This window comes from Ferrovibrio sp. GW821-FHT12E11 (assembly GCF_058806975.1).
The window spans coordinates 2,847,490-2,873,689 of record NZ_JBXAQG010000001.1 but is presented as its reverse complement, the minus strand read 5'-3'; the positions used below and the strand labels follow the sequence as shown (position 1 = coordinate 2,873,689).

Here is a 26,200-nt window from a genome sequence, read left to right as displayed (position 1 = left end):
TTCCTGACTTTAAGGACCAAACCCTGATGGCGTCACCCAGCGCGACCCCGCCCGCAGCCGAGCGTGAGATAGTCGTTCGCCTGAACGATGTGAAGCTCACTCTCGCCAGCACGGCCGGGCCGGTCAATATCCTGCGCGGCATCGATCTGGCGGTACAGGCCGGCGAGCGTATCGGCATCGTCGGCCCCTCGGGCTCGGGCAAGTCCACCCTGCTGGCCGTGCTGGCCGGCCTGGAGCGGGTGAGCGGCGGCACGGTGCATGTCGCCGGCGCCGACCTGAACGGCCTGAACGAGGACAAGCTGGCGCTGTGGCGCCGCAACCGCGTCGGCATCGTGTTCCAGAGTTTCCATCTGATCCCGACCATGACCGCCATCGAGAATGTGGCCGTGCCACTGGAACTGGCCGGCCTGCGCGATGCCACCGACCGCGCCCGCGCTGCCCTGGCGCAGGTGGGCCTGGGCCATCGCGAGACCCATTATCCGGCCCAGCTTTCGGGCGGCGAGCAGCAGCGCGTGGCGCTGGCCCGCGCTGTCGCCCCGCGCCCGGCCCTGCTGCTGGCCGACGAACCGACCGGCAATCTGGACGGCAGCACCGGCCATGCCATCATCGACCTGATGTTCGGCGAGGCCGCGCGCCTGCAATCCACGCTGATCCTGATCACCCATGATGAAACCCTGGCCGCGCTTTGCGACCGGGTGGTGCGGATCGAGGATGGCCGCGTCAAAAGCATTGCGCCCGGCACCGGGCGGATTGTACAGACCCAGGCGGCCGACTGATGCTGTCGCTGCGTTTTGCCTTGCGTGAACTGCGCGGCGGCCTGCGCGGCTTCCGTCTGTTCGTGGCCTGTCTCAGCCTTGGCGTCGCGGTGATCGCCGGCATCGGCACGCTGTCATCTTCCATCGTCACCGGCCTGGAACGCGACGGCCGCAGCCTGCTGGGCGGCGATCTGGAATTCCGCCTGACCCATCGCGGCGCCACGCCCGAGGAGCGCGACTTCCTGCAACGCCAGGGTGGCGTGTCCGAAACCGCGCAGATGCGCGCGATGGCGCATAGCCTGCGCAGCGACCAGCGCACCCTGATCGAGCTGAAGGCTGCCGATGCCGCCTATCCGCTCTATGGCAGCCTCGAGCTTGAACAGCCCGGCAAACTTGAAACCCTGCTGGCCGCGCAGAACGGCCTGCCCGGCGCCGCCGTCGATCCGCAGGCGCTGATCCGGCTCGACGCGCAGGTCGGCGACCGCCTGACCATTGGCGAGCAGACCTTTGAAATCCGCGCGGTGATCGCGCGCGAACCCGACCGCGCCACGGAAGGCCTGACACTGGGCCCGCGCGTGCTGATCGGGCTTGAAGCACTGGACGCCACCAAGCTGGTGCAGCCCGGCACGCTGGCCTACTGGCATTACCGCGTGAAGCTGCGGCCAGAGCTGAGTGCACCGCAGGTGCAGGAGGTGGCGCAGAAAGACTATGCCGCGTCAGGCTGGCGCATCCGCGACTGGAAGGAAGGCAGCCCCGGCGTGCGCCGCTTCCTCGATCGCGCCTCGCTGTTCCTGGTGCTGGTCGGCCTCACCGCGCTGCTGATCGGTGGCGTCGGCGTCGCCAATGCCGTGCATGCCCATCTGGACGGCAAGACACCCACCATTGCGACGTTAAAATCCCTGGGGGCAACCACGGGCCTGATCTTCCGCGTCTACCTCTGGCAGACGCTGCTGTTGGCGGCCTTCGGCATCCTGCTCGGCCTGATCTTCGGCGCCGCGATTCCGAACCTGGCGGCCAGTGCGCTGGCCGAAATCCTGCCCCTGCCCCTGGTGGCTGGCCTGTACTGGCAGCCGCTGGCCATGGCCGCCACCTACGGCCTGCTGGTGGCGCTGGCCTTCACCATCTGGCCGCTGGCGCGTGCCGCCGATATCCGCCCGGCCGCGCTCTATCGCGACCTGGTGGCGCCGGGCGGCCGCTGGCCGCGCCCGGTCTATGTCGTCACCACGCTGGTCCTGTTTGTCGCCCTGGCGGCGCTGGCCGTGCTGGGCACCGAGGAACGCCGCTTCGCACTGGCCTTCGTGGTCAGCGCCATGATCGCCTTCGTGCTGTTCCGCCTGATCGCCAGCGGCGTGGCTGCCGTTGCCAAGCGCATCCGGCCGCCGCGCGCCGTGCGGCTGAAACTCGCACTGGCCAGCCTGCATCGCCCCGGTGCGGCGACGGCGGCGCTGCTGCTGTCGCTGGGAGTGTCGCTCACGCTGCTTGTGGCGATCGCCCTGGTGGAGAGCAACCTGCACGCGCAGGTGGAAGACCGCCTGCCCGACGAAGCGCCGGCCTTCTTCTTTGTCGATATCCAGCCCGGCCAGATGGACGACTTCCGCGCCACCGTGAATGCCACGCCGGGTGCGCGCGACCTGGAAACCGTGCCCAATCTGCGCGGCCGCATCAGCGCCGTGAAGGGCGTACCGGCCGAACAGGTGGAGGTTTCGGCCGAACAGCGCTGGGTGCTGCAGGGCGACCGCGGCCTGACCTATGCGCGCGACCTGCCCGCCGGCTCAACCTTGCTGCAGGGCCAGTGGTGGAAGCCCGACTATGACGGTCCGCCGCTGATCTCCATCGAGGAAAAAGCCGCGCAGGGCTTGAATGTCGGCCTCGGCGACAAGCTGACCGTGAATGTGCTGGGCCGTGACATCGAGGCCGAGGTCGCCAGCATCCGCCGGCTCGACTGGAGTTCCTTCGGCATCAACTTCGTGCTGGTCTTCTCGCCCGGCCTGCTGGAACGTGCGCCGCATACTTTCCTCGCCACCGTGAAAGCGCCGCCAGCGGCGGAGACCGCGCTGTTCCGTGCCGTCACCCAGCGCTTCCCCGGCATCTCCGTGGTGCGCATGAAAGACGTGCTGACCGAGTTGAACGCCATCGTGCAGAAGCTGGGCAGCGCCGTGCGCGGCGCCGCCGGCGTCACCCTGATCGCCGGTCTGATCGTGCTGGCCGGTGCACTGGCAGCGGAACACCGCCGCCGCCTGAAGGAGGGCGCGATCCTCAAGGCATTGGGCGCCACACGGCGCGACATCATCACCGCGCATCTGATCGAATACGGCAGTGTCGGCCTGATCGGCGCCCTGCTGGCGTTCGGGCTGGGCTGGCTCGCCGCCTGGGCCATGGTGACATTGATGATGAATGCCACCTTCGTCTTCGCGCCCGGCGTGGCGGCCACTACAGCCCTGGGCGGCGTCGCTGCCACCCTGGTGCTGGGTCTGGCCGGCGCCTGGCAGGCGCTGGCCGCCAAACCCGCCCCCCTGCTGCGAACGGCCTGATACAGCCGGATAATCCGCCGGCCTGAGAATATTGCGTTAACGCTTCCGTGCCAGACTTTGCCGGCAATCCGCAAAGGGGAAATTCTGTGGCTGGCGTTCCTGATCGCAAAAACGTTTCCGGCGGCCTGTATCAGGGCCACTGGAGCCAGACTCGCACCCTGATCGAGTCCCTGATCGAGAAGGGCGAAACCGACCTGTCGCGTCTGGTGACCGCCACCCGGCAGATCGGCTCGACCGAGGCCGCCCTCGCCATGCTGCAGCGGTTCGGTTACCGCATCGCAGGGACCAATGCCGTGGGGCAGGTGCAGGACCAGCAGCTGTCGCTCAACCTGTTCGATATCCAGAAATTCTGGCACATGTTCCGCGCCATGCCTGAAGGCACCAGCGATATCCTGGAGCTGGGCAGCGGTTACGGCGCCAATCTCTTCACCCTGTGGCTGACCGGCGCACCGGCCGATGCGACGTACCACGGGCTGGAGTACACCTCGGCCGGCCGTGACTGCGCCGACCGTCTGGCCAGCTTTGCGCCGAACATGAAGTTCCGCTCGGCCAGCTTCGACTTCTATACCGATACGCTTGCCGAATTCGCCAGCAGCAAAAGGCTGTTCGTCTTCACCTGCCTCGCCATCGAACAGATCACCTATATCCCGACGTCGTTCTTCGACAACCTGTTGGCCCTGCCAAATCTCGGCTCGGTGCTGCATATCGAGCCGATCGGCTGGCAGTATCCCCTGCCGCCGGATGCCGATGCGAAAGCAACGGAGATCGACCAGCTAATGCGCAAGTCGGTGTCCCAGAAGGGTTACAACCAGAATCTGGTGGCGGAACTGCATGCCCTGGCCAAGGCCGGCCGCATCGTCATCGAGGAAGAGGCCGTTCATTTCGGCGCCTTCCGGCCCGACCTGCCGCTCACCGCCATCCGCTGGCGCCCGGCCCGTTAATCAGGGCCAACATCCATGCCGGTGACCGGCTGCGTTTCCCGGGAGGCGAACGCGGCAGCGCTCTGTGCCGTTAACCTCTCCGAAAGCAGAAAGCGCGATTATTCTCATCATATTTGAGAATGCCCGCAGGTTTGACCATGGCCCATCGCAATCGCATCTGGGACGAATTCATGAGGAGCAAGGCCATTGGCGTCGACGCCAAGCCGCTCATTCGCCCCACGGATCGCGTCTTCACCATGGGCAGCTGCTTTGCCAACGAAATCCGGCATGCCTTGGAAAAGCGCAACTTCACGATTTATCCGGCAACCAATCCGCAGTTCCATAAGCATGTCTCGCCTGCTTCCCATGAGCCAACCGGCCATTGGGGCGACTATGACGAACGCGTGCACTGGCAGTTCTACACCACCTTCTCGATGCTGCAGGAATTCGAGAAGGCTTTCGGCCTGTGGCAGCACGATCCCTCCGAAGTCTGGGCCGCTGTGCAGAAGACGAGCGACGGCCAGCGGAATCCGATCTTCCAGGAGCCGTTCAAGCGCCGGCTTTTCGCCCACAGCCTCGAAGACATCCTGGCGCTGCGCAAGCTGATGGAAGATGCCCTGCGTGAAGGCATCATGACCGCCGACGTGATGGTGCTGACTATGGGCCTGACGGAGGTCTGGCGTTCGCCGACCGGACGTTACGTCTGCGAAGCGCCGACCAAGCTGCGTTCGAAGGATTTCTTCGGCTGCAAGGCTTTTGGGACCACCTACGAGCAGAATCTGAAGAATATGCGGAAGCTCTGCACGCTATATTTCAACGCCTTCCCCAATCGCAACATCTTCCTGACGGTGTCGCCGATTGCCCTGCACCGCACCTTCACGCCACTCGATATCGCCATTGCCAATTCGGAGAGCAAGGCAATCCTGCGCGCCGTCGCCGCCCAGATCGTCCGCGACTTCCCGAATGTCCATTATTTCCCGTCCTTCGAACTGTGCCAGTACGATCCCCAGGCCTTCCACGAAGACGGCCGCCATGTGCTGCCGGCCAAGGTGGAAAGCATCATGTCGCAGTTCATGGAGGCCTTCCTGGCACCGGCGGATGCCGCGGCGCAGAGCGCCCCCGCATCCTGATCCAACGCAACCCTCAGCGCAGGAATAGCTGGTTGCGGTAGAGGAAGTCTGCCGTCGGCGCGGAGGCCACCGGCAGATCCTTTACGGCCAGACGCTCGCGGCCAGACGCCAGGTCGCTATAGGGCAGCAGCGTATAAAGCACCTGGAACAGCATGCGATTGCGTGACTTCGGCGGCATGCCCTTATGCAGACCGTAGGTGTTCACCAGGAAGGTCGATCCTGCCGGGCCGACAAAATGCTCGAACCGGTTTGCGAAGACCTTTTCCAGATAGGCCGCATGGTTGCGCTGGCCGCCGGCGAAGAACTGCATCGGATTATGCCCGTCAGTCGTCGACATCCGGTACAGCTGCTCGAAACCGTCCGGCCGATGCGAACCGGGCAGGTAGACATGCGGGCCGGAATCTTCGTCGACATCGCTCAGGTAAAGGAACAGCTTGCAAAAACGGAAGCAGTCCTTGTCGCGATGCAGAATCTGCGGACTGCCCGCCGCCTGACGCCCCGCATAGGAATGCCAGGCCATATAGGCATCGATGATCGGCTCAAAGCCCAGATAGGCCCGCACCACCGACAGGATCGCTGGATCGTTGGCGATATCGATCAGATGCGGGCAATGCAGCACATCGGTGACATCATGCTCGCCCAGGAACGCCAGCGGCGGCGGTTCCAGAGCCTGTCCGGTTCCCATCGCCTTATGGGCTTCATCCTGGAATTCGACCGGACGGCTCAGCAGGTAATCGCGGATCGCGGATAGCTTGTCCGCTTCGACCTTGACGCCAAACTGCAGCCGGCCCTGCTGAATGAATTCGCCGGCGTCACCACCGGGCGGTGACACGGCTGGCGCCAGATCGGGAAAGGTGTTGCGCAGATCGGCAACAATCGTGTCGGCCGTCTGGCTCATCAGCGCGGGGGCGGAGGCCACGATCGGGCGCAGTCTGCGGATCGTGCCGCGGAACACGCGATCGATCTGCCCGGGGGAAAACTGCGCTGACGATGCCGTCGGTTCCATATGAACGAACTCTTTCTGACCTGGCGAAACACCAGAATCATAAACGCAGAGCCGCGCAATTGGAAAACATTATCGGCCGGACGAAGGTTACGCGCGCACCAGCACCAAACGCGCGATCAGGCCGCAGAGACCGGACAGGCCGACAATCACCGCCATCGGCAGTGCCGTACCGTTATTCAGGGCGCCGACCAGACCGCTGGTGACGGCGCCGCTGAGGAACTGCAGCGTCCCCATCAGCGCCGCGGCCGTACCGGCCCGGCGCGCCTCGCCGGCCATCGCGCTGGCCGCCGCATTGGGCAATACGGCGCCCAGACTGGCGATATAAACGAACAGCGGCAGCCACAGGCCGAAGATGCCGCCGATCTGGAAATAGGTCATGGCCAGCAGCACCAGGCCCGATGCCGCCATGATGCAGACCCCGACGATCAGCACCTCGTCGAGGGTGAAGCGGCGCAGCAGGCTGCGGTTGACCTGCGAGAAGCCGATGATGCCCACGGCGTTGATGCCGAAGATCCAGCCATAGGTTTGCGGCGAAACGTGAAACAGGTCGATGAAAATGAAGGGCGAGCCGGCGATATAGGCGAACAGGCCGCCCATGCCCAGACTTGATGCAAGCGTGTAGCCCATGAAGCGGCGCTGGCGCAGCAGTTCGCTGTAATTGCGCAGCGCCGAACCGATGGTCAGGCGCGCTTCGGGATGCGCCACATGAGTCTCCGGCAGCCACAGCCGGCCGGCCAGCATCACCACGGCGGCAAAGATCGCCAGGAACCAGAAGATCGCATGCCAGTCGAACCAGACCAGCACATAGCCGCCGAGCAGCGGCGCCAGGATCGGGGCGACACCCATCACCAGCATCAGCAGCGACATGACGCGGGCGCCTTCCCGCGGCTCGAACAGGTCGCGCACCATGGCGCGCGAGATGACCAGGCCGGCGCAGGAGCCGAAGGCCTGGACGAAACGTGCCGCGATCAGCGCATCGATATTGGGCGCCAGCGCGCAGGCGACGGAGGCGCCGATATAGAGCAGGTTGCCGATCACCAGCGGCGCGCGGCGGCCGAAACGATCACTGATCGGGCCGTAGAAAAGCTGGCCGATGGCGAGGCCGAGGAAAAACAGCGACAGCGTCTGCTGGACCCGGCCGGCATCGGTGGCCAGCGCCCGCTCCAGCGCCGGCAGGCCAGGCAGATACATGTCCACCGCCAGCGGCGTGAAGGCGCTGAGCGCCCCCAGAATGAGGGTCAGGCGCCACAGGCCCCCGGGACTATGGGGCTGGATGCGGATCGAATCGGCCATGGAAATCTCTGCAAAGCGGCGGTTTTCCGCCGATGAATCTTGGGAGAACGTCTGGGAGACCCCAGTCATACGGCATCGGAGGCAGGCTGACGAGGGCGGCAATCACACCACCGGCAGGGGCCGGCGGCCGCTTTGGCTAGGGGTGGGGTAAGAATGGACGATTTATGAATGACTTATATGGGAATTTTATGCGGAGGTTATGCTTGAAATCCGCTCCGGCGCTGACAATATGCTCAACACAACCATTGTCTGAGGAGGCACACCTATGTCGACGCCGTTCAACCAGCCCCGTTATGGCTACGGCGCCACCACTATCGACCGTGCGGTGGTCGATGAGGCCCTGCGCAGCTACATGCTGCGGGTCTACAATTACATGGGTTCCGGTCTGGCGCTGAGCGCCATCGTGGCCCTGGTGGTGTCGCAATCCCCTGCCCTGATGAGCACCCTGTTCTCAGGCGGCCTCGCCTTCGTGGTGATGCTCGCCCCGCTGGGCCTGCTGCTGGTGATGAGTTTCGGCGCCAACAAGCTGTCGGCTGGCGCCGTGCAGGGCCTCTACTGGGCCTTCACCGCCGCGATGGGCCTGTCGCTGTCGACCATCTTCATGGTCTACACCGGCACCTCGATCCTGCGCATCTTCTTCATCACCGCCGCGATGTTCGGCGCGATGAGCCTGTGGGGTTATACGACCAAGCGTGACCTGACCGGCATGGGCACGTTCCTGTTCATGGGCGTGATCGGCCTGATGATCGCCAGCATCGTGAACATCTTCCTGGGCTCCAGCGTGCTGCAGTTCGCCATCTCGGCGATCACGGTTCTGGTCTTCACCGGCCTGACCGCCTTCGACACGCAACGCATCAAGTCGGAGTTCTACGAGGGCGACCCGGCCGACCTGCAGACCAAGCAGGCCGTCTTCGGCGCCACCTCGCTCTACGTGAACTTCCTCAACATCTTCATGGCCCTGCTCAACCTGTTCGGCCAGAAGAACGAATGATTTCGGTTTAACCGCCGAAACACGGAAAGCCCCGGCAGGCAACTGCCGGGGCTTTTTCTTTGCCTGAAGCGTCGTATCCAACGTGACAAAGCCGGTGGCGCGGTTTTAAGCTTTCGTTCGTCTGCCTACGAATTACTCAGCCCAGCAAGAGAGCCCCGCCCCATGAAGCTTGTCCTCGCGATGGTGAAGCACGAGACCAACACCTTCTCGCCGATTGTCACCGACTTTGCCCGCTTCGAATCCTGGGGCCTCTATACCGGACAGGCCGCTATCGATGCCTATGCCAAGACCAACATGCCGCTGGGCGTCTACCTGAACCTGGCGAAGGACTACGGCGCCGAGGTGGTGCTGCCGATGGCGGCCGAGGCGATGCCGGGCGGCCTGGTCACCAAGGATGCCTGGAAGCGCCTGACCGATCCGATCCTGGAGGCGGTGCGCGCCGGCTGCGACGGCTGCCTGCTCGACCTGCATGGCGCCATGGTGGTGGAGGGCCTGGAAGACGGCGAAGGCACGCTGCTGGAACAGATCCGCCAGATCGCCCCCGATCTGCCGATTGCCGTGACGCTCGACCTGCATTGCAATCTGACGCCCAAGATGGTGGCCAACTGCACGGCGCTGATCGGCTACAAGACCTATCCGCATGTCGATATGGATGTGGTGGCCGGCCAGGTCGGCCGCGTGGTGATGCCCTTCATTGCCGGCAAGGGACCGAAACCGGCGATGGCCCTGCGCCAACTGCCCCTGCTGTCGCAGACGCTCTGCCAGGGCACCGATGACGAGCCGATGAAATCGGCGATCCAGGCCTGCATTGACGAAGAAGCGAAGGGCCTGCCCTGCGCCAGCGTCTTTGGCGGCTTTGCCATGGCCGATATCCGCGATGCCGGCACGACCGTCATCACGGTCGGTCGGGACCAGGCCGAGGCGGATGCCAGCGCCGACCGCATCGCAGCGCAGGTCTGGGACAAGCGCGACATCCATGTCTACCAGCACCGCGACCTGGCCGAGACCGTGGCCAAGGCCAAGAAGATCAAGGATGGCCCGGTGATCCTGCTGGACCACGCCGACAATTGCGGCTCCGGCGGCACCCAGGATGTGATGATGGTGATCGCGGAAGTGCTGAAACAGGGCCTGGAGGATGTCGCCGTCGGCGCTGTCTGGGACCCGGAGGCCGTGCAGATCATGAGCAAGGCCGGCGTTGGCGCGACCGTGACGCTGGCGCTGGGCGGCAAGAGCGAGATGCCGTCGCTCAAGCTCAAGGGCAAGCCGCTGACGCTGACCGGCAGGGTGCGCACCATCACTGACGGCGAATGGGTCGTGCGCGGCCCGATGTATACGGGCTACAAAGTCATGATGGGGCCGACCGCCGTGCTGGAAGTCGAGGGCCGGATGCAGATTGTTGTGGTCTCGCGGCATCATGAGCCCTGGGATACCGGCGTGTTCCGCTCGGTCGGCATCGAACCCGAACACAAGCGCTACCTGCTGCTGAAGTCCCGCATCCATTACCGCGCCGGCTTCGCCCCGCTTGCAAAAGCAACCTTCACCCTGGACGGCGAAGGCGTCACCACCTCGGACAACAGCATCATCGACTACAAGAATGTGCGCCGGCCGATCTATCCGCTGGACAAGATCAACGACTGGCAGGATGCCGCGAAATAAATGCTGAAAGACCGCTGGGGCCTCGACGTCGCCACCGACAATCCGGCTGTGATCGAAGGCCTGGATACCTTCGACACCAGCTTCCTCACCTATGGCACCACGGCGGCCGCGATCTGGGAGGCGGCCAAAGCCGATCCGGCCTGCGTGATGGCGCAGGCCAAGGCCGCAGCGCTGGAGCTGTTCCTTCAGACCGGGCAGTCGGTGGCGAAAGCCCGGCCGTGGCTGGCAACGGCTGAACCGCATCTGGCCAGGGCAGCCGAACGCGAACGGCTGTGGCATGCCCAGGTAAGCGCCTGGGCGGCCGGCGATGCCGAACGGGCGATGGATCTGTGCGGCACCATCGCCGCGCGCTGGCCGCAGGATCTGGCCGCCGTAAAGATGACGCAGTTCCACATGTTCCATGTCGGCGACCTGGCCGGCATGCTGCGCATCGCCGAAGCCGCCCTGCCCCATCACTGCGATGTCGCCGAAATGCACGGCATGCTGGCCTTCGGGCTGGAGGAGATGAACCGGCTGGACGAGGCGGAAGCTGCCGCCCGCCATGCCATCAGCCTCCAGCGCGCCGAACCCTGGGCGCATCATGCGCTGGCCCATGTCATGGAAACCCAGGGCCGGTGCGCCGAAGGCCTGGAGACCATGATGGCGCTGGCCGATACCTGGGTCGACAAGAACTCCTTCATGCGCAGCCACAACTGGTGGCATGTCGGGTTGTTCGCCATCGACAGCGACCGGCCGGAGGAAGCCCTGCGGCTCTATGACGCGCAGGTCTGGGGCGTATGGAAAGAGTACAGCCAGGACCAGGTCAACGCCGTGGCTCTGCTGGCGCGGCTGGAGATCGCCGGCCTCGGTGTCGGCGAGCGCTGGCAGGACGTCGCCGACTATCTGGAGCGCCGCGGGCCCGAGCATGTCGAACCCTTCCTCGATGCGCATTACCTGCTGGGCCTGAGCCGAGCGGGACGAGGCGCGGCCGCACAGCAGATGCTCGATAGCCTGCGTGCGCATGTCGCGGCACAGCCCGACCATCTGAACGGCCGTATCTGGCGCAGTGTTGGTCTGCCGCTCGCTGAAGGCGTCACCGCCTATGGCCGCGGCGCCTGGCGCGAGGTGTTTGAAAAATTACCTCCAGCCCTGCACGGCCTGCAGCAGATCGGCGGCAGTCATGCGCAGCGCGATCTGTTCTGGCAGCTGTGGCTGCATGCCGGTGCGAAAGCTGGCGAGTTTGCCGCCGTAAAGCCGCATTTCGAACAGCGCCTCGCCGAGCGTCCGACAGTGGCCAAGCATCGACGCGAACTCGCTGCAGTCACGCAAATATAAATTTCCCGTAAATCGACAGAGTGTCGCAGCTAAAATATCGACCATTGCCGTCCGCCGAAGACAGGCGCAAGAATGAACACGATGCAGCCTGCCGATTCGCTGGCATGCATGCAGCACTGTTCAAGGGATGGACCCCGATGTTGACCCGCTTCAAGACTTTCGCCGCTGCTTTCGTCATGGCTGGCTTCCTGGCCGGCACTGTTGCCCCTGCTTTCGCCCCGGCTGCCGAAGCGCAGACCACTCAGCCTGCCAAGAAGAAGGCTGAGAAGAAGAAGACCGGTGAGAAGAAGGCTGCCGCCAAGCCGGCGAAGAAGGCCAAGAAGGCCTAATCGCCTTACAGCTATCCAGACCCTGGAAAGGCCTCCGCCCTGTGGCGGAGGCCTTTTTCTGTTCTGCAGCCTACAGCGCCGCTTCGCGCTTGGGTTCGAAGTAGCGCAGCATGACGCCGAGTTCGCGGCCGCGGCGCAGGATGCGGCCGCCCTGGCCGAGGATGGCAAAAGCTCCCTGCTTGCGCGCCAGCTTCGGCGTCTTGACGATACGGTAGAGCGCGCCGTCGGCGCTGCGGCGGAAGACCGCAAAACTGCAGCTGTCGCGGTCATGCCCGATGGCATAGTCGCGCCACTCGCCCATCCCCACCATGCGGGCATACAGATTGAGGATCAGGCTGAATTCGCGGCGGTCAAAAAATACGGCCGGCTCTACCGCCGGCCGGGGATCGGTGCTTCTGGCGACGATCAGCTTTGCATCCGCACCAGGACCCGCGCTCTGCGACGCGGATTCCGTTGGCATCGAATGCCGGAACTGATGCAAGGCAACGACCTCGCTCATGCCGAAACGACTGACCTCCCGAAAGGACTCTGTCTGGTCTGAATCTTGGTCCCGCGCCGACGATGCGTCAAGCCGGGATTGCACCGCCGGCCCGGTTAAGGACGGGTCAGATTTCGTTCAGCAGCCGCTCGACGGCATCGTCGCTCATCTGCTGATCGCCCTTTTCCATCATGTCCTTGCGGCGTTCTTCGCCGGTGTAGTTGGACACCCGGTGGCGGCGGCGGTCGGGGCCGAAGAAGTCGTCGGTACGCACGAACTGCCGTGGATTCTCGACCACCACCGTGATGCGCCGGGCCATGGTCTTGGCCGAAAACGGCTTGACCAGGAATTCGGTGACGCCGACATCGCGGGCCTTCATCACCTTCCACTCTTCCGACTGTGCCGTCACCATGACGATTGGCACGAAGACATTCTTGGAGGCCGGATTCTTGCGCACCCACTCGACGAAGCCGAGGCCATCCATTTCACCGTCCATGTGCCATTCGGTGAAAATGATGTCGACGACGTTGTTTTCGAGATAGGTGAGCGCATCCTTGGCATTCATGCATTCCGCAATGCGCGTCACGCCAAGCGGTCGCAAAACCTCTTTGATAAGCTGCATGTGGTTGTGGTTGCTGTCGACCACCAGCACTGCAACGTTATTGAGTTTGTAAGCCATAACCGAATACGACCGCGCGGATCAGTCAAACAATTCGATGCTGCCTGCCGTCGACTGGACGGCAGTGATCTTCTTGGTGCTCTCGCGCTGGAACACCGCCTTCGCACTGGCGTCTTCGATCTGCTTCATGCGGACCACGCCGGTGGAGGGGAAATACTGCACCTTGCGCGGCAGCGTGCCGCGCAGATCGGCGCCCATGATCCGGAAGCCTTCGGCTTTCAGATAGCGTTCGACGAAGTCGGCATTCTGATGGCCGATGCCACGCAGGCCGGCCAGCACGTTGGCGCCACCGAAGATTTTCACTTCGAGGCGTTCACGCCGTCCGCCGGCACCGAGGATTCCGTTGATCAGCTGCTCCATGGAGTAGCTACCGTAACGCAAAGAGGCGGAAAACGGCAAATCTGGATTGGTGTCTCCGCCCTTATCGGGCAGCAGAAAGTGATTCATGCCGCCGACGCCGGCCACCGGATCGCGGATACAGGCGGCAACACAGGAGCCCAGAACCGTGGCCAGCATCTCACCTTCGCGAGTCGAGACGAAAAAGTCGCCCTGGAAAACCTGGACGACATTCACCTTCAGAATCGGGTCGTAATAACGCCGGCGGTCGCCCGAAGCGCCGCCATCGGCGGTCGGGGGACGTCGCAGGATGCTGCCAGGCGTCGTGCTCATCGGGCCATCATGGCCATCGGCCGGTCATGGTTCAAGGCCGCTGGCGTCATGGAGGATCGCGTCGCCCCAGTCGACCCCCTCCAGAACGGCCCCATTCAGACGGGCCCCCGAGAGGTCCGTGTAAATCCTGCGACCGGTCTGCTCGCCCTTCGGACTGATGATTTCGGCGCTGCCGAAGCGGCAGCCGGTCAGGCGGCTGTTGCGCAGGTCGGCCCCGGTCAGGTTGCAACCGGCAAAGGTTGCACCATTGGCGGCGCTGCCGCGCAGATCGACGCCGGACAGATCGGCGAACTGGAAGGTCACATTGTCCAGCCGGGTATCGCGCAGCGCCGCACCGCGCAACTTGATGCCGGAGAGATCGAGGCCGCTGAGATCGAAACCGCTCAGATCCTGGCCACGCAGGTTGGCCGGCCGGCCATCGCCGCCGCCAACCCAGTTCTTGTGGTCGGTCAGCGCCGTGCGGATTTCCGCTTCGGTCATGGGCTTGGGCGCTGCCGCCGCGGTCTCGGGCGCCATATTCGCCATGATGACATTGGCGCCGAAGGTCTCGACATCGGTGAGGTCGACGCCATGCAGATGGGCATCGGTCAGATTGGCGCCCTGCAGCGTCGCGCCAGCCAGATTGGCCCCGCTCAGCTCGGCACCGACAAGGTTGGCGCCGGCCAGCGTCGCCCCGCCCAGATCGGCCCCCGATAGATCGGTGCTGACCATCTGGCAGTCGGTCAAGGCCGCATCCTGCAGGTTCGCGCCGGCCAGGTTGCTGCCGCTGAAATCGGCCCCCAGGGCATCGACGCCAACCATGGTGGCGCCGGCAAAATTGCTGCCGGTGACGTTCTGGCGCAGCACTTCCACGCCTTCGGCGGCATTTTGCCCCAGTTCCAGGCCACGGCGGAAGTTGGCGCCGGTCAGATTGGCGCCGGCCATGTTGACCTGCTCCAGCGTCGCCCCGCGCAGGTCGGCGCGCGTGAGATCGGCATCGCTGAGATCAGCGCCCGACAGGTCGGCCTTGAAGAGATCGCATTGCAGCAGCAAGGTCTTTACCAGCTTAGCGCCACTGAGATTGGCCATGCGGAAGGACGCGCGCCGCAGATCGGCGCCCGAAAGATCGGCCCCGCTGAGATCGCGGCTGGAAAAATCAGCCGGCTTCCCCGTTGGCATTCCCTTTAGCCAGAGATGATGGTGATGCAACATCTCTTTGATATCGATCGGATCCATATCCGCTCGCGGCCCCCTGTTCGATCAGGTAGTTAGCATGTTTTCCATAGCGGACATATGCTTGCGGCGACTGGTTATCAGCTTTTAATTTCCATTCCCCGCCGGCATTGTCCAGTCTGGTCATGCACGCCGGAAACGCCTTGGCTGCGACAACCAGCAGTCGTAATACCGAAGGGCGAGATAAACAGAAAGATATCAGCAGCTTGCCGGCAGGGATGGGTGCAAATCCGCGGCATTTATGAAAGAATTGGGGTATGGGGAAGGCTCCGGCGACATCGCAGGACAATCGCAAGACGCAACCTAGCGGCATGGACGCGCCGGGGATTGCGCCGGCTGGCGCACGCGAATTGCTGGACTTCATCGCCCTCGTGCTGCTCGCCCTGAAGGAAGAAATCGAAGACCTGCAGAAGGTGCAAAGCGCCAACGCCCAGTCCTTCGCGGCCAAGCTGGTGGAGCTTGGCAAGCAGTTGCCCGGCTCGCCGGTGATGGGCGAGGTCATCAGCCTGATGCAGAGCGACGATCTGCGCAGCCAGCGCCAACAGCATGTGATCAATGCCCTGCGCTACGTGGAAGACATCATCCGGGACCAGTCGGGTCGCGACTGGGCGCCGCGTCTGACCGAGCGGGCCGCCGGCTGGGGCGAAGGTCTGGTGGCAAGCCAGACGCTGGAACAGGTGCGGGCGCATTTTCAGCATTATCTGCTGGGTACGCCGCCTGAGGATGCACCCGCACAGGCTTCTTCCACACGTAAGAGTGAAGTGGAGCTGTTTTAATCTCTATGCTGAGAACCCTGTATTCGGTTGCGGCTCCAATACGAGATGTTTACGTTGATAGCGTTACCGTGGTGGCTGTTATGCCGCCGCATCAGGAGCGTTGATACAGAGCATGGCTGACAACGACAGCGCCAAGACCAGCGCCGACGCCGGCAAGAAACAGCCGAGCGAAGCGCAATTCGTCACCCCGCCGAATTACCTCAAGATGAAGGTCGGCGCCGGCGGCATTGACAAGGAAGCCATCAAGGAAGCTGAAATCGCTGTCCAGGTGCTTGGCCACAAGATGTACGCCAAGTGGGCCGATGACGATCTCGGCCGCATGCGCGCCTCGTTCGAGGCGCTGAAGCAGACCAGCCTGGACGACAGCGACAGCGTCAAGCAGATGCTGCGTATCTGCTGGGACATGAAAGGCCTGGGCGGCACCTTCGGGTATCCGCTGGTCACCACGATCACCCATTACCTGAGCAACTATCTCGAGCATTGTCTCAACAGCGCCGAGGCGAGCGTCAGCGCCGCCGTGGTGACGCCCCATATCGATGCGCTCTATGTGGTGCTGAGTCAGAAGATCAGCGGCGATGGCGGTGCCATCGGCCGCGAACTGGTGGCCGGCCTGCAGAAGGTGGTGCTGAAAACCGGCGCCCGCATCGGCGGTCTGGCCTGATTTTCAAGGCCTAGTGGTCGAAGCGCCACGTGAATCCGCGATCTAGCGGTTCTTCCTTGACCCTCCGAATCCCCACAGATAAGGTCTAACCGAATCGGGCGATGGCTCCGATTCGCCAACCGATACCGTGGTTTTTTCAGGGATTGGAACACCCGTGGATTTCGATCAAGGGTTGTTCGCAGATCGTGATGCAGATTCCGGCGCAGATGACGCCGGCTATAGCCATTCCCGTTCCGTCGACCAGATCATCGATGTGGATGTCGAGGACATCGAGACGATCGCCCCGAAGCGCGAAGGGGCCGGCCGGCAGACGGTGGTCATACCCGCCCGCATCAGCGACCGCTTCAACACCGAAACCACGTTCCACGGCCTGTCGCTGTCACAACTTGCGGTTCATTCCCTGTGGATCGCCGATTATTTGCGCCAGCTTGGTGAAACCGAGATGGCCGATGGCGATCTGGACAGTATCGACCGCTGCGCGGACGATTTGGAAAGCGCCATAATGCTGATGTTCCAGCTGGCCGGCGGCACCCGCCAAGAGTTGCGTCAGCGCTATCACGAGATCAAGCGGGTGCTGCAAACCCGCCAGCACGGCACGGTCGACCTGCATCGGCCGCAGTAAACATCCGCCGCCCCGCGGCCAACGCCCGACCGGGCCGGAAGCCTCGGGCGAAATTGTGGTTTTTTGATAACCTCCGATTCATCCCCCTTCCGTCCCAGCGCCCCCTCGGCTAGGCTCGCCCTTAATATCTAGGCCGGAGCCCGAAAAGCACCGGCCGACGCTCGCTCCGCGAGTGTTTAGGGGGATTGGTGGATGGATTCGTTCACAGTCACGAAAACGGACGACGCAACCCAGATCGCTCTGGCAGCGAGCATGGATTTGCGCGCCGCCGAACCCCTTTTGCATAGCTTCCACGAGATTTTGTCCCAGGGCGGCAAGGTGGTAATCGACGCCTCGGCGGTGGAACGGCTTTCCACGCCCTGCGTGCAGATTCTGCTGTCAGCGGCGAAGCATATGGAGGAGCACGGCATCGGCTTTGTCGTGAAAGCCCCCAGCGATGCCTTCGTTTCCGCTTTCGACGATCTGGGCCTGTTCTCGTTTCTCATGAAATGGCCGGTACAGACATGACCAAAAGAGTTCTCACCGTCGACGACTCGAAGACGATGCTGCAGATGCTGCAATTCGCGCTGAAGCAGGGCGGCTACGAAGTCATTCAGGGCGAGAACGGCCAGGAAGGCCTGGATTTGCTCGAAGCCAACAATATCGACGTCATCATCACCGACATCAACATGCCGGTGATGGACGGCATCACCTTCATCAAGGAGTTGCGCAAGCACGCCAAGAACAAGGCGACGCCGGTGCTGATCCTGACGACCGAAAGCAGCCAGTCGAAAAAAGAAGAAGGCCGCAGTGCCGGCGCCACCGGATGGATCGTCAAGCCTTTCGATCCCGGCAAGCTGCTGGATGTAATCCGTAAGGTCAGCCCCTGAACCGGCTGACGCAAAACGGCGACGCGGAGCAGAAGCGGGACGCGCCCTATGGATGACCTAGAACAATTCAAGCAAACCTTCTTCTCAGAATGTGAGGAGCTGCTCGGCGATCTGGAAGGCCATCTGATGGCGCTCCAGTCCGGCGAAGGCGACAAGAACACGCTGAACGCCGTTTTCCGCGCCATCCATTCGATCAAGGGCGGCGCCGGCGCCTTCGGCTTCGAACGCCTTGTCGCCTTTGCCCATATTTTCGAAACCGTGCTGGATCTGATGCGCGACGGCCGGCTGGAGCCGACGCCGGATTCCGTGCTGCTGGTGCTGCATTGCGCCGACATCCTGTCCGACCTGGTCAAGGCGGCGCAAACCGGCGCGGAACTGCCGCCCGATCACGAAAACGAAGGCCGCAAGTCGCTGATTGACTTGGCCGCCTCCATCGGCGTCGATGCCGATCCGAATGCCGCGGATGCGGCGCTGGCCGCGCTGGATGCCCAGCTGGCAGGCGGCGGCGATGTCGACGACCTGATGGCTGCCGCCCCGGCAGCCGCCGCCGAGCCTGAACCCGAGCCCGAGCCTGAAGCGGCGGCGCCGACCAAGGCGCCCCTGCTGAAGTATGTGGTCAAATTCGAGCCCAAGGACGCGCTGTATCAGCGCGCCAACGAACCGCTGATCCTGATCCGCGAACTGCGCGAACTGGGCGGCTTTATCGCCAAGGCCGATGCCGACGCCGTGCCGCCGATCGACCAGATCCAGCCGGAAGGGGCCTATATCAAGTGGGAATTCGAGATTGAGACCGATCGCGGCGAAGCTGCGATCCGGGATGTGTTCGAATTCGTTCTCGATGACTGCCTGCTGGAAATCACCTGCCTGAATCCGCCGGCCGCCAAGGCCGAAGCGGCGCCGAAGCCGGCTGCCGCCAAGCCCGCCGACAAACCAGCGGCCGAAGCCAAACCGACCCCGCCCGCCGCTGCCCCGGCGGCCCCGAAAGCGGAAGCCCCGCCCAAGGCTGCAGCAGCGCCCAAGCCGGAAGGCGGCGCCAATGCTGGTGCCGGTGCGGCTGGTGGCGGTGCAACTGGCGGCGGCGGTGGTGGTGGTGGTGGCGACGCCAAGACCCCGCGCTCGATCCGCGTCGATCTCGACCGCGTCGACAAGCTGGTCAACATGGTGGGCGAGCTCGTCATCACCCATGCGATGATCGCGCAGCAGACCGAGCATCTGCATGCCGACCAGCATCCTGAACTCGCCAACGGCCTGGCCGAACTCTCGCATCACATCCGCGATCTGCAGGAAAGCGTGATGGCGATGCGTGCCCAGCCGGTGAAGAGCGTGTTCGCCCGCCTGCCCCGCCTGGTGCGCGAGCTGGCGATGATGACCAACAAGAAGATCCGCCTCGACATGAGCGGCGAGAACACCGAAATCGACAAGACGGTGATCGAGCAGCTCGGCGATCCGCTGACCCATATGATCCGCAATTCCTGCGATCATGGCATCGAAAGCCCGGAAGACCGTGCCGCTGCCGGCAAGCAGGCGGAAGGCGTCATCCATGTCTCGGCCGACCAGCGCGGCGGCCGCATCGTCATCGAGATCACCGACGATGGCCGCGGCATCAACCGCGACAAGGTGATGAAAAAGGCGATCGAGAAGAAACTGGTCGCCCCCGATGCGGTGCTGAGCAACGAAGAAATCGACAACCTGATCTTCCTGCCCGGCTTCTCCACGGCGGATACGGTGTCGAACATTTCCGGCCGCGGCGTCGGCATGGACGTGGTGCGCCAGAACATCCAGTCGCTCGGCGGCCGCGTGCATATCCAGTCGCGCCCCGGCCAGGGCTCATCCTTCATCCTGACCCTGCCGCTGACGCTGGCCGTGCTGGACGGCATGGTGCTCAAGGTCGGCGTGCAGTCCTACATCCTGCCGCTCGCCAATATCGTCGAAAGCCTGCGGCCCGAACCCGACCAGATCAACATCGTCGCCAACCAGAGCGAACTGCTGCGCATTCGTGGCGAATATGTGCCGCTGGTCTACCTGCACCGCATCTTCAAGGTGCCGATGGGCATCGACGATCCGACCAAGGCCCTGGTCATCATCGTGGAACTGGAAGACAGCTCGAAAATGGGCCTGGTCGTCGACGAGATCATCGGCCAGCAGCAGGTGGTTATCAAAAGCCTGGAAGAGAATTTCGACCCGATCCGCGGTGTCGGCGCCGCCACCATCCTCGGCAATGGCCGGGTGTCGCTCATCCTGGATGTGGCTGGCATCAAGCATATCGCCGAGCACGAGCAGCGCACAGTACGGCCGCGGTTGGCCGCGCCCGCGGCCTGAAGCGTTTAGGGAGCATTCCGCATGGCATCCGAAGCAGAACAGTCTGGCCGCTCCAGCCGTACCGTACAGTTGGTATCCTTCACGGTCGGCAATGAGGAATATGGCGTCGACATCATGGCGGTGCGCGAAATCCGCGCCTGGTCGGAAACCACGCCGCTGCCCAATACGCCGGAAGTGGTGCGCGGCGTCATCAACATGCGCGGCGCCATCGTGCCGATCTTCGACCTGCGTGCCCGCTTCGGCATGCCGCGCACCGAACCGACCAAGTACAATGTCGTGATTATCGTCTCGATCGCGGCCCGTATCGTCGGCATCCTGGTCGATGCCGTCTCCGACATCATCACCATCAACGAAGATGAAATCCGCCCGATGCCCGATATGGAGCAGGTGAGCGGACTGGGCTTCATGGAGGGTTTGATCACGGTGGGCGAGCGCATGGTCGGCCTGATCGGGCTGGAACGCATGTTCTCCAGCCGCATGCTGGAAGCCGCCGACAACACCGGCAAACCGCTGCTGGCCGCGCCGTCGGAGTCAAGCGGCGCTGCGGCCTGACGCAGAGCGGCTGAACCGATGGCAACCGCCGACATTCCAACCGCTGAAGACCGGGAATTCAGTTTCTCGACAGGAGACTACGATTTCCTGCGCGCCATGCTGAAGGAACGCACCGGTATCGAACTGGGCCCGACCAAGCACAACATGGTCTATGCCCGCCTGGCCAAGCGGCTGCGCAAGCTGGGCATGAAAACCTTCCGTCAGTATATCGAATTCATCGCCACGCCCGAGGGTCGCGACGAGCTGGGCACCACGCTCAACGCGCTGACCACCAACCTCACCAAGTTCTTCCGCGAGAACCATCATTTCGAGCATCTGGGCACCACCGCGCTGCAGGAGATTCGCGCCCGCGCGGTGAGCCAGGGCCGGCGGCTGCGCATCTGGTGCGCCGGCTGCTCGTCTGGCGAGGAGCCCTATTCGACCGCGATCACCCTGCTGCGCGCCATGCCGGATATCAAGCAGTGGGATGCCAAGATCCTGGCCACCGATATCGACACCGAGATGGTGCGTCGCGGTTCGGAAGGCATCTATGCCGCCAGCGCGCTGGAAGGCATGCCGGCCGATATCGCCAAGAAGTATTTCGAGCCCCATGGCGCCGACAAGGTGCGGGTCGTTGATGAAGCGCGCAGCCTGATCAGCTTCAAATACCTCAACCTGATCGACAAGTGGCCGATGAAGGGCCCGTTTGACCTGATCTTCTGCCGCAATGTGGTCATCTACTTCGACAAGGATACCCAGCGCGTACTGTTCGACCGCTATGCGAACATGCTGGTGCCCGGCGGCTTCCTCTATATCGGCCATTCGGAGAACCTGTTCGGCATCACCGAGCGGTTCAAGCTCCTGGGCCGCAACATCCATCGCAAGATCGCTTAATTCCTCTGGGACGCAGCACAGTGGCCGGCAAAAAGATCAAAGTTCTTATCGTCGATGACAGCGCGCTGATCCGCCAGCTGCTGACCTCTGCCCTGTCCAGCGATCCCGAGCTGGATGTTGTGGGCGCCGCCCCCGATCCGCTGGTCGCCCGCACCATGATCAAGGAACTCAATCCCGATGTCCTGACCCTGGATATCGAGATGCCAAACATGGATGGCATTTCCTTCCTGGAAAAGATCATGCGCCTGCGGCCGATGCCGGTGGTGATGGTCTCGACCCTGACCCAGAAGGGCGCCACGATCACGATGCAGGCGCTGGAAATGGGCGCCGTCGATTTCGTGCCCAAGCCGACGCTGGACATCAAGCACGCCCTGGAAGAGATCAAGACCGAGCTGATCGCCAAGGTGAAGATGGCTTCCACCGCCCGGGTGGTGGCGCGCAACCGGCCGCCGGAAGGCCATACCCCCAAGCGCCTGACCCCCGGACCCGGCTTCAACTCCACGGACATCATTGTGGCGATCGGGTCCTCTACCGGCGGTGTCGAGGCGCTGAAGGAAGTCATCACCATCCTGCCGCCCGACAGCCCGCCGATCCTGATCACCCAGCATATGCCGCCGCGCTTCACCGGCAGCTTCGCCGCCCGGCTGGACTCGCTGTCGGCCGTGACCGTTACGGAAGCCAAGGACAACGTCCGCGTCTTCCCCGGCCATGTCTATATCGCGCCGGGCGACTTCCATCTGACGCTGCACCGCTCCGGCGGCCACTACTACACCAAACTTAACCATGATCCGCCGGTCTCCGGGCATCGCCCGTCGGTCGATGTGTTGTTCAATTCGGTGGCCGAGCATGCCGGCCATAATGCGATCGGCGTGATCCTGACCGGTATGGGCAAGGACGGTGCCGTCGGTCTCAAGAAAATGCTGGAGGTCGGTGCCCAGACGATCGGTCAGGATGAGTCGACCAGTCTGGTCTACGGCATGCCCAAAGCCGCGAAACTGATGGGTGGCGTACAGGCGGAAGTGGGGATCGGGCAGGTCGCTGCCGAGATTCTGAACCGCTGCAAACAGCGTTGAGGAAACTTGTTTTTTGCGCTAAAAACCATGATGTTAGGTGTTGAATCGTGTGCCGCCGGCCAGGATGGCTGCGGCTGGTAGCGTTGAGGAAAAGCGAGGGGCAATATGCCTTCGGCCAGCACTCTTAGAGTTTTGATTGTCGACGACCAGATGAGCATGCGCGGCATCGCGCGGTATTGTCTCCAGGAAATCGGCATCAAGAATGTCGTTGAAGCCAAGAGCGGCGCGGAAGCCCTCGTCGCCATTGGCTCGAACAAATTCGACCTGATCATTTCCGACTGGAACATGGACGGGATGGATGGTCTGACCCTGCTCAAGACCATTCGCAGCAATCCGCTGACCAAGCGCATGCCCTTCATCATGGCGACCGGCCAGCGCGATACCGAAATGGTGAAGACGGCCATCCAGGCCGGCGTCAACAACTACATGGTGAAGCCGTTCAACGCCGCCACCATGAAGCAGAAGATCGAAGCCGTTCTGGGCAAGCTCGGCAACTGACGCCCGCGCCGCGCGCACGATGGCCACCAGCCCGCCTCCCCTGGATCAATCCACCGCAGTTCTGCCGCCCGCTGCGGATGCAGCCCCGCCGCTCCGGCTTGACGATTACCTGCCCTATCTCATCAATCGCGCCGGCGTTTCTCTGGCCCTGCGCTTCGGCGGCAAACTGCGCCATGCCGGCGTCACCCTGCAGGACTGGCGCGTGCTGGCGGCCCTGCGCGAAAGCGATGGCCAGCGCCTGACCGAACTGGCCGCCCGCACCAGCATCGAGGTTTCGACGCTGTCGCGCCTGGTCGGTGGCCTGGAGGCTGCGGCCCTGGTGCTGCGGGCCCGCGATGCCAGCGATGCCCGCGCCATCGCCATCCGACTGACGCAGGCCGGCGCCGCACTGACCGCGGATCTGACGCCGGCTGCCACGGCGCTGGAACGCGCCGCCCTGGCCGGCCTGAGCAATAATGAAATCGATCAGCTCAAGACGCTGCTGCACCGGATTTACGGCAATCTTGCTGTCGATACGGTCTCCGAAGAGTCCGCGTCTTAAGCCAGGCAGCGCCGGAAAAAGCCGAGCACGTCTTCCGTCACCGCATCGCGGTTGGTCTCGTTCAGCAGCTCGTGCCGCGCCTCGTCGTAGAAGCGGCTTTCCACCCGCTGCAATCCCGCGGCCGCATAAGCATCCAGCAACTGTCGCAGGCCCTTGCCACCGCCGGATACCGGATCATGACGACCGGCGATCACGAAAATCGGCAGCGCTTTCGGAATCCGCGCCTGGTTCTGCGGCCGCGCCATCGCCTCCAGCCCGTCCAGCAGGCCGATCCAGGATTCGATGGTGATCGGAAAACCGCAGAAGGGATCGGCGATATATTTGTCGACTTCAGCCGGATCGCGCGACAACCAGTCATAGGGCGTGCGCGCCGGTTGGAACCGCTTGTTGAAGGCATCGAAGGACAGCGACTGCACCAGCGGGCTGATGCCGCGCCGGCCGCGCCGCAGGCGCTCCAGCCGCGTCACCAGGCGCCCCAGCGCGGCAATCGCCGGCGGCTTGCCGTTCGAGCCGCAGAGCACGCAGCCGGCCAGCAGATCGCCATGCTCGTAGAGCAGCTGCTGCGCCATGAAGGAACCCATCGAATGGGCGAACAGCAGCACCGGGCGGCCCGGATGGCGCGCGGCCGCCATGCGGCAGACCGCGGCCAGGTCGGCCACGGCGCAGTTCCAGGAATCGCGGTCGGCCATATGGCCCAGATCGGCGGGCTGGGCCGCCGTATGGCCATGGCCGCGATGATCGAAACCATAAGCCGCAAAACCGGCACCGTTCAGGGCCGCGGCAAAGCGGGCATAACGGCCGGCATGCTCGGCCATGCCATGGGCGATCACCACCACGGCGGCGGCATCGCCCGCCGGCAGCCATTCATAGCCGCGCAGCACCAGGCCGTCGGCGGGAGAGGTCAGGGTCAGAGTCGGTGCGGTCATGCCTAGAGTCTAACGGCACCGCTTGGCTTTTGACAGCGGGGGGTGTTTCGCCGTCTACTGACGACCTCTCACTGCCTGCCCCGGAGTCTGCCATGACCGTGATGCCCGATCCCCCGCGCCCGAATTCCATGGCGGCCCGCGACATCGCCCATGTCATGCATCCCTATACCAACATGGTGAAGCATGAGATCGCTGGTCCGCTGGTGATCGAGCGCGGCAAGGGCATCTATGTCTATGACGACACCGGCAAGGAATATATCGAAGGCATGGCCGGCCTGTGGTGCGCCGGCCTGGGCTTCAGCGAGGCCGCCCTGGTCGATGCCGCCATCGAGCAGATGCGCAAGCTGCCCTACTATCACGGCTTCGGCCACAAGACGACCGGACCGGTGGTGGAGCTGGCCGAGAAGCTGAAAAGCTTAAGCCCGCTGCCGGTGGGCAAGGTGTTCTTCGCCGAAGGCGGCTCGGGCGCCAACGACACCCTCATCAAGCTGATGTGGTACTACAACAACGCGCGCGGCAAACCCGAGAAGAAGACCATCCTTGGCCGCATGAAGGGCTATCACGGCGTCACCGTCGCCAGCGCCAGCCTGACCGGCCTGCCGGCCAACCATCGCGACTTCGATCTGCCGATCGCCCGCATCAAGCATGTCGACTGTCCGCATTATTACCGCTTTGCGGAAGCCGGCGAGAGCGAGGCCGATTTCGTCGCCCGCCTGGCCCGCAATCTGGAAGCCTTCATCGCGGAAGAAGGCGCTGACAACATCGCCGGATTCTTCGCCGAACCGGTCATGGGCGCCGGTGGCGTGATCCTGCCGCCGAAGGGCTATTTCCCCGCCATCCAGGCGGTGCTGAAAAAGCACGATATCCTCAGCGTCTCGGATGAAGTGATCTGCGGCTTCGGCCGCACCGGCACCTGGTGGGGCGCCCAGAGCTTCGACTACAAGCCGGATTTCATCTCCTGCGCCAAGCAACTGTCCGGCGCCTATCTGCCGATCTCGGCCGTGCTGGTGCCCGAACATGTCTACGAGGTGATCCGCGACAACTCCGGCAAGATCGGCACCTTCGGCCATGGCTTCACCTATGGCGGCCATCCGGTGGCCGCCGCCGTGGCGCTGCGCGCCCTGCAGCTCTACGAAGAGCGCAACATCCTGGAGCATGTGAACAGCGTTTCGCCGCGCTTCCTCGCCCGCCTGAAAAAGCTGGGCGATCATCCGCTGGTCGGCGAGGCCCGCGGCATCGGCCTGATCGGCGGCGTGGAACTGGTGGCCGACAAGGCGACGAAGCGCAACTTTGCCCCCACGGCCGGCGTCGGCGCTGCCTGCATGAACTTCTCGCAGGAGGAAGGCCTGATCAATCGCGCCATGGGCGGCGACGTCATGGGCTTCTGTCCGCCGATGATCATCACCGAAAGCGAGATCGACGAGCTGTTCGACCGGTTCGAACGCGCCCTGGCCAGAACCGAGGCCTGGGTGACTCAGCAGGGTCTGCGCATCGCAGGCTGACCTGCGGCAGCGTCAAGTCGCGCTG

The 26,200-nt window shown here is 63.6% G+C and carries 28 protein-coding genes; 20 read left to right on the top strand and 8 right to left on the bottom strand.

The features are described 5' to 3' along the window. Positions 1–26 precede the first annotated feature (26 nt). The 4 genes from AC1ROT_RS14330 (at position 27) to AC1ROT_RS14315 (ending at position 5,336) form a co-directional block, all read left to right on the top strand. On the top strand, positions 27–776 hold the full coding sequence (locus tag AC1ROT_RS14330) for an ABC transporter ATP-binding protein (protein ID WP_492999800.1): 750 nt from the start codon (positions 27–29) through the stop codon (positions 774–776). Beyond that, positions 776–3,286, top strand: coding sequence for an ABC transporter permease (locus tag AC1ROT_RS14325; protein ID WP_492999798.1), 2,511 nt, complete (start codon positions 776–778; stop codon positions 3,284–3,286). Before AC1ROT_RS14330 ends, AC1ROT_RS14325 begins: the two co-directional genes overlap by 1 nt. An 86-nt stretch (positions 3,287–3,372) precedes the next feature. Further along, positions 3,373–4,227, top strand: a complete 855-nt coding sequence (locus AC1ROT_RS14320; RefSeq protein WP_492999796.1) for a hypothetical protein — start codon at positions 3,373–3,375, stop codon at positions 4,225–4,227. A gap of 137 nt (positions 4,228–4,364) precedes the next feature. Next, positions 4,365–5,336: a GSCFA domain-containing protein gene (locus tag AC1ROT_RS14315; protein WP_492999795.1), complete on the top strand. Its 972-nt coding sequence runs from the start codon at positions 4,365–4,367 to the stop codon at positions 5,334–5,336. Between the two features lie 13 nt (positions 5,337–5,349). On the opposite strand, the gene AC1ROT_RS14310 is transcribed toward AC1ROT_RS14315, so the two are convergent. Further along, positions 5,350–6,342 carry a phytanoyl-CoA dioxygenase family protein gene (locus tag AC1ROT_RS14310; protein WP_492999793.1) on the bottom strand — a complete coding sequence of 331 codons (993 nt, stop codon included), beginning with the start codon at positions 6,340–6,342 and terminating at the stop codon, positions 5,350–5,352. Positions 6,343–6,429: 87 nt separating this feature from the next. Further along, positions 6,430–7,635: a Bcr/CflA family multidrug efflux MFS transporter gene (locus AC1ROT_RS14305; RefSeq protein WP_492999792.1), complete on the bottom strand. Its 1,206-nt coding sequence runs from the start codon at positions 7,633–7,635 to the stop codon at positions 6,430–6,432. Positions 7,636–7,900: 265 nt separating this feature from the next. On the opposite strand from AC1ROT_RS14305, the gene AC1ROT_RS14300 reads away from it, so the two are divergent. The 4 genes from AC1ROT_RS14300 (at position 7,901) to AC1ROT_RS14285 (ending at position 11,925) form a co-directional block, all read left to right on the top strand. Next, positions 7,901–8,626 carry a Bax inhibitor-1/YccA family protein gene (locus AC1ROT_RS14300; protein WP_492971906.1) on the top strand — a complete coding sequence of 242 codons (726 nt, stop codon included), beginning with the start codon at positions 7,901–7,903 and terminating at the stop codon, positions 8,624–8,626. A gap of 162 nt (positions 8,627–8,788) precedes the next feature. Continuing rightward, a complete protein-coding gene (locus AC1ROT_RS14295; protein WP_492999791.1) occupies positions 8,789–10,282 on the top strand; it encodes a M81 family metallopeptidase in 1,494 nt (497 codons plus the stop codon). Further along, complete coding sequence (locus AC1ROT_RS14290; protein WP_492999789.1) at positions 10,283–11,596, top strand: tetratricopeptide repeat protein; 1,314 nt, start codon at positions 10,283–10,285, stop codon at positions 11,594–11,596. A gap of 137 nt (positions 11,597–11,733) precedes the next feature. Next, the gene (locus AC1ROT_RS14285) at positions 11,734–11,925 is read left to right on the top strand and encodes a hypothetical protein (RefSeq protein WP_492971909.1); all 192 of its coding nucleotides are present in this window, start codon (positions 11,734–11,736) and stop codon (positions 11,923–11,925) included. Between the two features lie 70 nt (positions 11,926–11,995). Here AC1ROT_RS14285 and AC1ROT_RS14280 read toward each other — a convergent pair whose 3' ends face one another. The 5 genes from AC1ROT_RS14280 to AC1ROT_RS14260 form a co-directional block, all read right to left on the bottom strand. Next, positions 11,996–12,424 (bottom strand): DUF2794 domain-containing protein, encoded by a 429-nt coding sequence (locus tag AC1ROT_RS14280; protein WP_492971910.1) that lies wholly within the window; start codon positions 12,422–12,424, stop codon positions 11,996–11,998. A 106-nt stretch (positions 12,425–12,530) separates the two neighbouring features. Continuing rightward, positions 12,531–13,082, bottom strand: a complete 552-nt coding sequence (locus AC1ROT_RS14275) for a response regulator (protein WP_492971911.1) — start codon at positions 13,080–13,082, stop codon at positions 12,531–12,533. 21 nt (positions 13,083–13,103) lie between these two features. Beyond that, the gene (locus tag AC1ROT_RS14270; protein WP_492971912.1) at positions 13,104–13,751 is read right to left on the bottom strand and encodes a chemoreceptor glutamine deamidase CheD; all 648 of its coding nucleotides are present in this window, start codon (positions 13,749–13,751) and stop codon (positions 13,104–13,106) included. 24 nt (positions 13,752–13,775) lie between these two features. Beyond that, positions 13,776–14,909: a pentapeptide repeat-containing protein gene (locus AC1ROT_RS14265; protein ID WP_492999788.1), complete on the bottom strand. Its 1,134-nt coding sequence runs from the start codon at positions 14,907–14,909 to the stop codon at positions 13,776–13,778. Next, positions 14,887–15,090 carry a hypothetical protein gene (locus AC1ROT_RS14260; protein WP_492999786.1) on the bottom strand — a complete coding sequence of 68 codons (204 nt, stop codon included), beginning with the start codon at positions 15,088–15,090 and terminating at the stop codon, positions 14,887–14,889. Before AC1ROT_RS14260 ends, AC1ROT_RS14265 begins: the two co-directional genes overlap by 23 nt. 130 nt (positions 15,091–15,220) lie before the next feature. Between AC1ROT_RS14260 and AC1ROT_RS14255 the strand changes: the two genes are divergently transcribed. From AC1ROT_RS14255 to AC1ROT_RS14205, 11 genes are all read left to right on the top strand, one after another. Beyond that, complete coding sequence (locus tag AC1ROT_RS14255; RefSeq protein ID WP_492999784.1) at positions 15,221–15,739, top strand: hypothetical protein; 519 nt, start codon at positions 15,221–15,223, stop codon at positions 15,737–15,739. A 112-nt stretch (positions 15,740–15,851) separates the two neighbouring features. Then, positions 15,852–16,400, top strand: a complete 549-nt coding sequence (locus AC1ROT_RS14250; protein WP_492971916.1) for a hypothetical protein — start codon at positions 15,852–15,854, stop codon at positions 16,398–16,400. Positions 16,401–16,554: 154 nt separating this feature from the next. Then, positions 16,555–17,022 carry a hypothetical protein gene (locus AC1ROT_RS14245; RefSeq protein ID WP_492971917.1) on the top strand — a complete coding sequence of 156 codons (468 nt, stop codon included), beginning with the start codon at positions 16,555–16,557 and terminating at the stop codon, positions 17,020–17,022. Positions 17,023–17,214: 192 nt separating this feature from the next. Next, the gene (locus AC1ROT_RS14240; protein ID WP_492971918.1) at positions 17,215–17,529 is read left to right on the top strand and encodes an STAS domain-containing protein; all 315 of its coding nucleotides are present in this window, start codon (positions 17,215–17,217) and stop codon (positions 17,527–17,529) included. Further along, positions 17,526–17,891, top strand: a complete 366-nt coding sequence (locus AC1ROT_RS14235) for a response regulator (protein ID WP_492971919.1) — start codon at positions 17,526–17,528, stop codon at positions 17,889–17,891. The genes AC1ROT_RS14240 and AC1ROT_RS14235 overlap by 4 nt, the downstream gene beginning before the upstream one ends. 48 nt (positions 17,892–17,939) lie before the next feature. Then, positions 17,940–20,210: a chemotaxis protein CheA gene (locus AC1ROT_RS14230; RefSeq protein ID WP_492999782.1), complete on the top strand. Its 2,271-nt coding sequence runs from the start codon at positions 17,940–17,942 to the stop codon at positions 20,208–20,210. A 21-nt stretch (positions 20,211–20,231) separates the two neighbouring features. Further along, positions 20,232–20,762 (top strand): chemotaxis protein CheW, encoded by a 531-nt coding sequence (locus AC1ROT_RS14225; protein WP_492999781.1) that lies wholly within the window; start codon positions 20,232–20,234, stop codon positions 20,760–20,762. An 18-nt stretch (positions 20,763–20,780) separates the two neighbouring features. Continuing rightward, positions 20,781–21,635 carry a CheR family methyltransferase gene (locus AC1ROT_RS14220; protein ID WP_492999779.1) on the top strand — a complete coding sequence of 285 codons (855 nt, stop codon included), beginning with the start codon at positions 20,781–20,783 and terminating at the stop codon, positions 21,633–21,635. 20 nt (positions 21,636–21,655) lie between these two features. After that, positions 21,656–22,708: a protein-glutamate methylesterase/protein-glutamine glutaminase gene (locus tag AC1ROT_RS14215; protein WP_492971923.1), complete on the top strand. Its 1,053-nt coding sequence runs from the start codon at positions 21,656–21,658 to the stop codon at positions 22,706–22,708. A 105-nt stretch (positions 22,709–22,813) separates the two neighbouring features. After that, positions 22,814–23,206, top strand: coding sequence for a response regulator (locus AC1ROT_RS14210; RefSeq protein WP_492971924.1), 393 nt, complete (start codon positions 22,814–22,816; stop codon positions 23,204–23,206). Positions 23,207–23,225: 19 nt separating this feature from the next. Then, positions 23,226–23,747 carry a MarR family winged helix-turn-helix transcriptional regulator gene (locus tag AC1ROT_RS14205; RefSeq protein WP_492999776.1) on the top strand — a complete coding sequence of 174 codons (522 nt, stop codon included), beginning with the start codon at positions 23,226–23,228 and terminating at the stop codon, positions 23,745–23,747. Here AC1ROT_RS14205 and AC1ROT_RS14200 read toward each other — a convergent pair. After that, entirely contained in the window at positions 23,744–24,673 is a 930-nt protein-coding gene (locus AC1ROT_RS14200; RefSeq protein ID WP_492999775.1) for an alpha/beta hydrolase, read from the bottom strand. The two genes, AC1ROT_RS14205 and AC1ROT_RS14200, sit on opposite strands and share 4 nt — an antisense overlap. A 92-nt stretch (positions 24,674–24,765) precedes the next feature. On the opposite strand from AC1ROT_RS14200, the gene AC1ROT_RS14195 reads away from it, so the two are divergent. After that, complete coding sequence (locus AC1ROT_RS14195) at positions 24,766–26,175, top strand: aspartate aminotransferase family protein (RefSeq protein ID WP_492999772.1); 1,410 nt, start codon at positions 24,766–24,768, stop codon at positions 26,173–26,175. The last annotated feature ends 25 nt before the right edge of the window (positions 26,176–26,200 follow it).

What these genes read in the sequence shown, in the direction of transcription:
- AC1ROT_RS14330 (WP_492999800.1), top strand. Translation starts at nt 27, where the DNA reads ATGGCGTCACCCAGCGCGACCCCGCCCGCAGCCGAGCGTGAGATAGTC.
- AC1ROT_RS14325 (WP_492999798.1), top strand. Translation starts at nt 776, where the DNA reads ATGCTGTCGCTGCGTTTTGCCTTGCGTGAACTGCGCGGCGGCCTGCGC.
- AC1ROT_RS14315 (WP_492999795.1), top strand. Translation starts at nt 4,365, where the DNA reads ATGGCCCATCGCAATCGCATCTGGGACGAATTCATGAGGAGCAAGGCC.
- AC1ROT_RS14310 (WP_492999793.1), bottom strand. Translation starts at nt 6,342, where the DNA reads ATGGAACCGACGGCATCGTCAGCGCAGTTTTCCCCCGGGCAGATCGAT.
- AC1ROT_RS14305 (WP_492999792.1), bottom strand. Translation starts at nt 7,635, where the DNA reads ATGGCCGATTCGATCCGCATCCAGCCCCATAGTCCCGGGGGCCTGTGG.
- AC1ROT_RS14300 (WP_492971906.1), top strand. Translation starts at nt 7,901, where the DNA reads ATGTCGACGCCGTTCAACCAGCCCCGTTATGGCTACGGCGCCACCACT.
- AC1ROT_RS14295 (WP_492999791.1), top strand. Translation starts at nt 8,789, where the DNA reads ATGAAGCTTGTCCTCGCGATGGTGAAGCACGAGACCAACACCTTCTCG.
- AC1ROT_RS14290 (WP_492999789.1), top strand. Translation starts at nt 10,283, where the DNA reads ATGCTGAAAGACCGCTGGGGCCTCGACGTCGCCACCGACAATCCGGCT.
- AC1ROT_RS14285 (WP_492971909.1), top strand. Translation starts at nt 11,734, where the DNA reads ATGTTGACCCGCTTCAAGACTTTCGCCGCTGCTTTCGTCATGGCTGGC.
- AC1ROT_RS14280 (WP_492971910.1), bottom strand. Translation starts at nt 12,424, where the DNA reads ATGAGCGAGGTCGTTGCCTTGCATCAGTTCCGGCATTCGATGCCAACG.
- AC1ROT_RS14275 (WP_492971911.1), bottom strand. Translation starts at nt 13,082, where the DNA reads ATGGCTTACAAACTCAATAACGTTGCAGTGCTGGTGGTCGACAGCAAC.
- AC1ROT_RS14270 (WP_492971912.1), bottom strand. Translation starts at nt 13,751, where the DNA reads ATGAGCACGACGCCTGGCAGCATCCTGCGACGTCCCCCGACCGCCGAT.
- AC1ROT_RS14265 (WP_492999788.1), bottom strand. Translation starts at nt 14,909, where the DNA reads ATGCCAACGGGGAAGCCGGCTGATTTTTCCAGCCGCGATCTCAGCGGG.
- AC1ROT_RS14260 (WP_492999786.1), bottom strand. Translation starts at nt 15,090, where the DNA reads ATGACCAGACTGGACAATGCCGGCGGGGAATGGAAATTAAAAGCTGAT.
- AC1ROT_RS14255 (WP_492999784.1), top strand. Translation starts at nt 15,221, where the DNA reads ATGGGGAAGGCTCCGGCGACATCGCAGGACAATCGCAAGACGCAACCT.
- AC1ROT_RS14250 (WP_492971916.1), top strand. Translation starts at nt 15,852, where the DNA reads ATGGCTGACAACGACAGCGCCAAGACCAGCGCCGACGCCGGCAAGAAA.
- AC1ROT_RS14240 (WP_492971918.1), top strand. Translation starts at nt 17,215, where the DNA reads ATGGATTCGTTCACAGTCACGAAAACGGACGACGCAACCCAGATCGCT.
- AC1ROT_RS14235 (WP_492971919.1), top strand. Translation starts at nt 17,526, where the DNA reads ATGACCAAAAGAGTTCTCACCGTCGACGACTCGAAGACGATGCTGCAG.
- AC1ROT_RS14230 (WP_492999782.1), top strand. Translation starts at nt 17,940, where the DNA reads ATGGATGACCTAGAACAATTCAAGCAAACCTTCTTCTCAGAATGTGAG.
- AC1ROT_RS14225 (WP_492999781.1), top strand. Translation starts at nt 20,232, where the DNA reads ATGGCATCCGAAGCAGAACAGTCTGGCCGCTCCAGCCGTACCGTACAG.
- AC1ROT_RS14220 (WP_492999779.1), top strand. Translation starts at nt 20,781, where the DNA reads ATGGCAACCGCCGACATTCCAACCGCTGAAGACCGGGAATTCAGTTTC.
- AC1ROT_RS14210 (WP_492971924.1), top strand. Translation starts at nt 22,814, where the DNA reads ATGCCTTCGGCCAGCACTCTTAGAGTTTTGATTGTCGACGACCAGATG.
- AC1ROT_RS14205 (WP_492999776.1), top strand. Translation starts at nt 23,226, where the DNA reads ATGGCCACCAGCCCGCCTCCCCTGGATCAATCCACCGCAGTTCTGCCG.
- AC1ROT_RS14200 (WP_492999775.1), bottom strand. Translation starts at nt 24,673, where the DNA reads ATGACCGCACCGACTCTGACCCTGACCTCTCCCGCCGACGGCCTGGTG.
- AC1ROT_RS14195 (WP_492999772.1), top strand. Translation starts at nt 24,766, where the DNA reads ATGACCGTGATGCCCGATCCCCCGCGCCCGAATTCCATGGCGGCCCGC.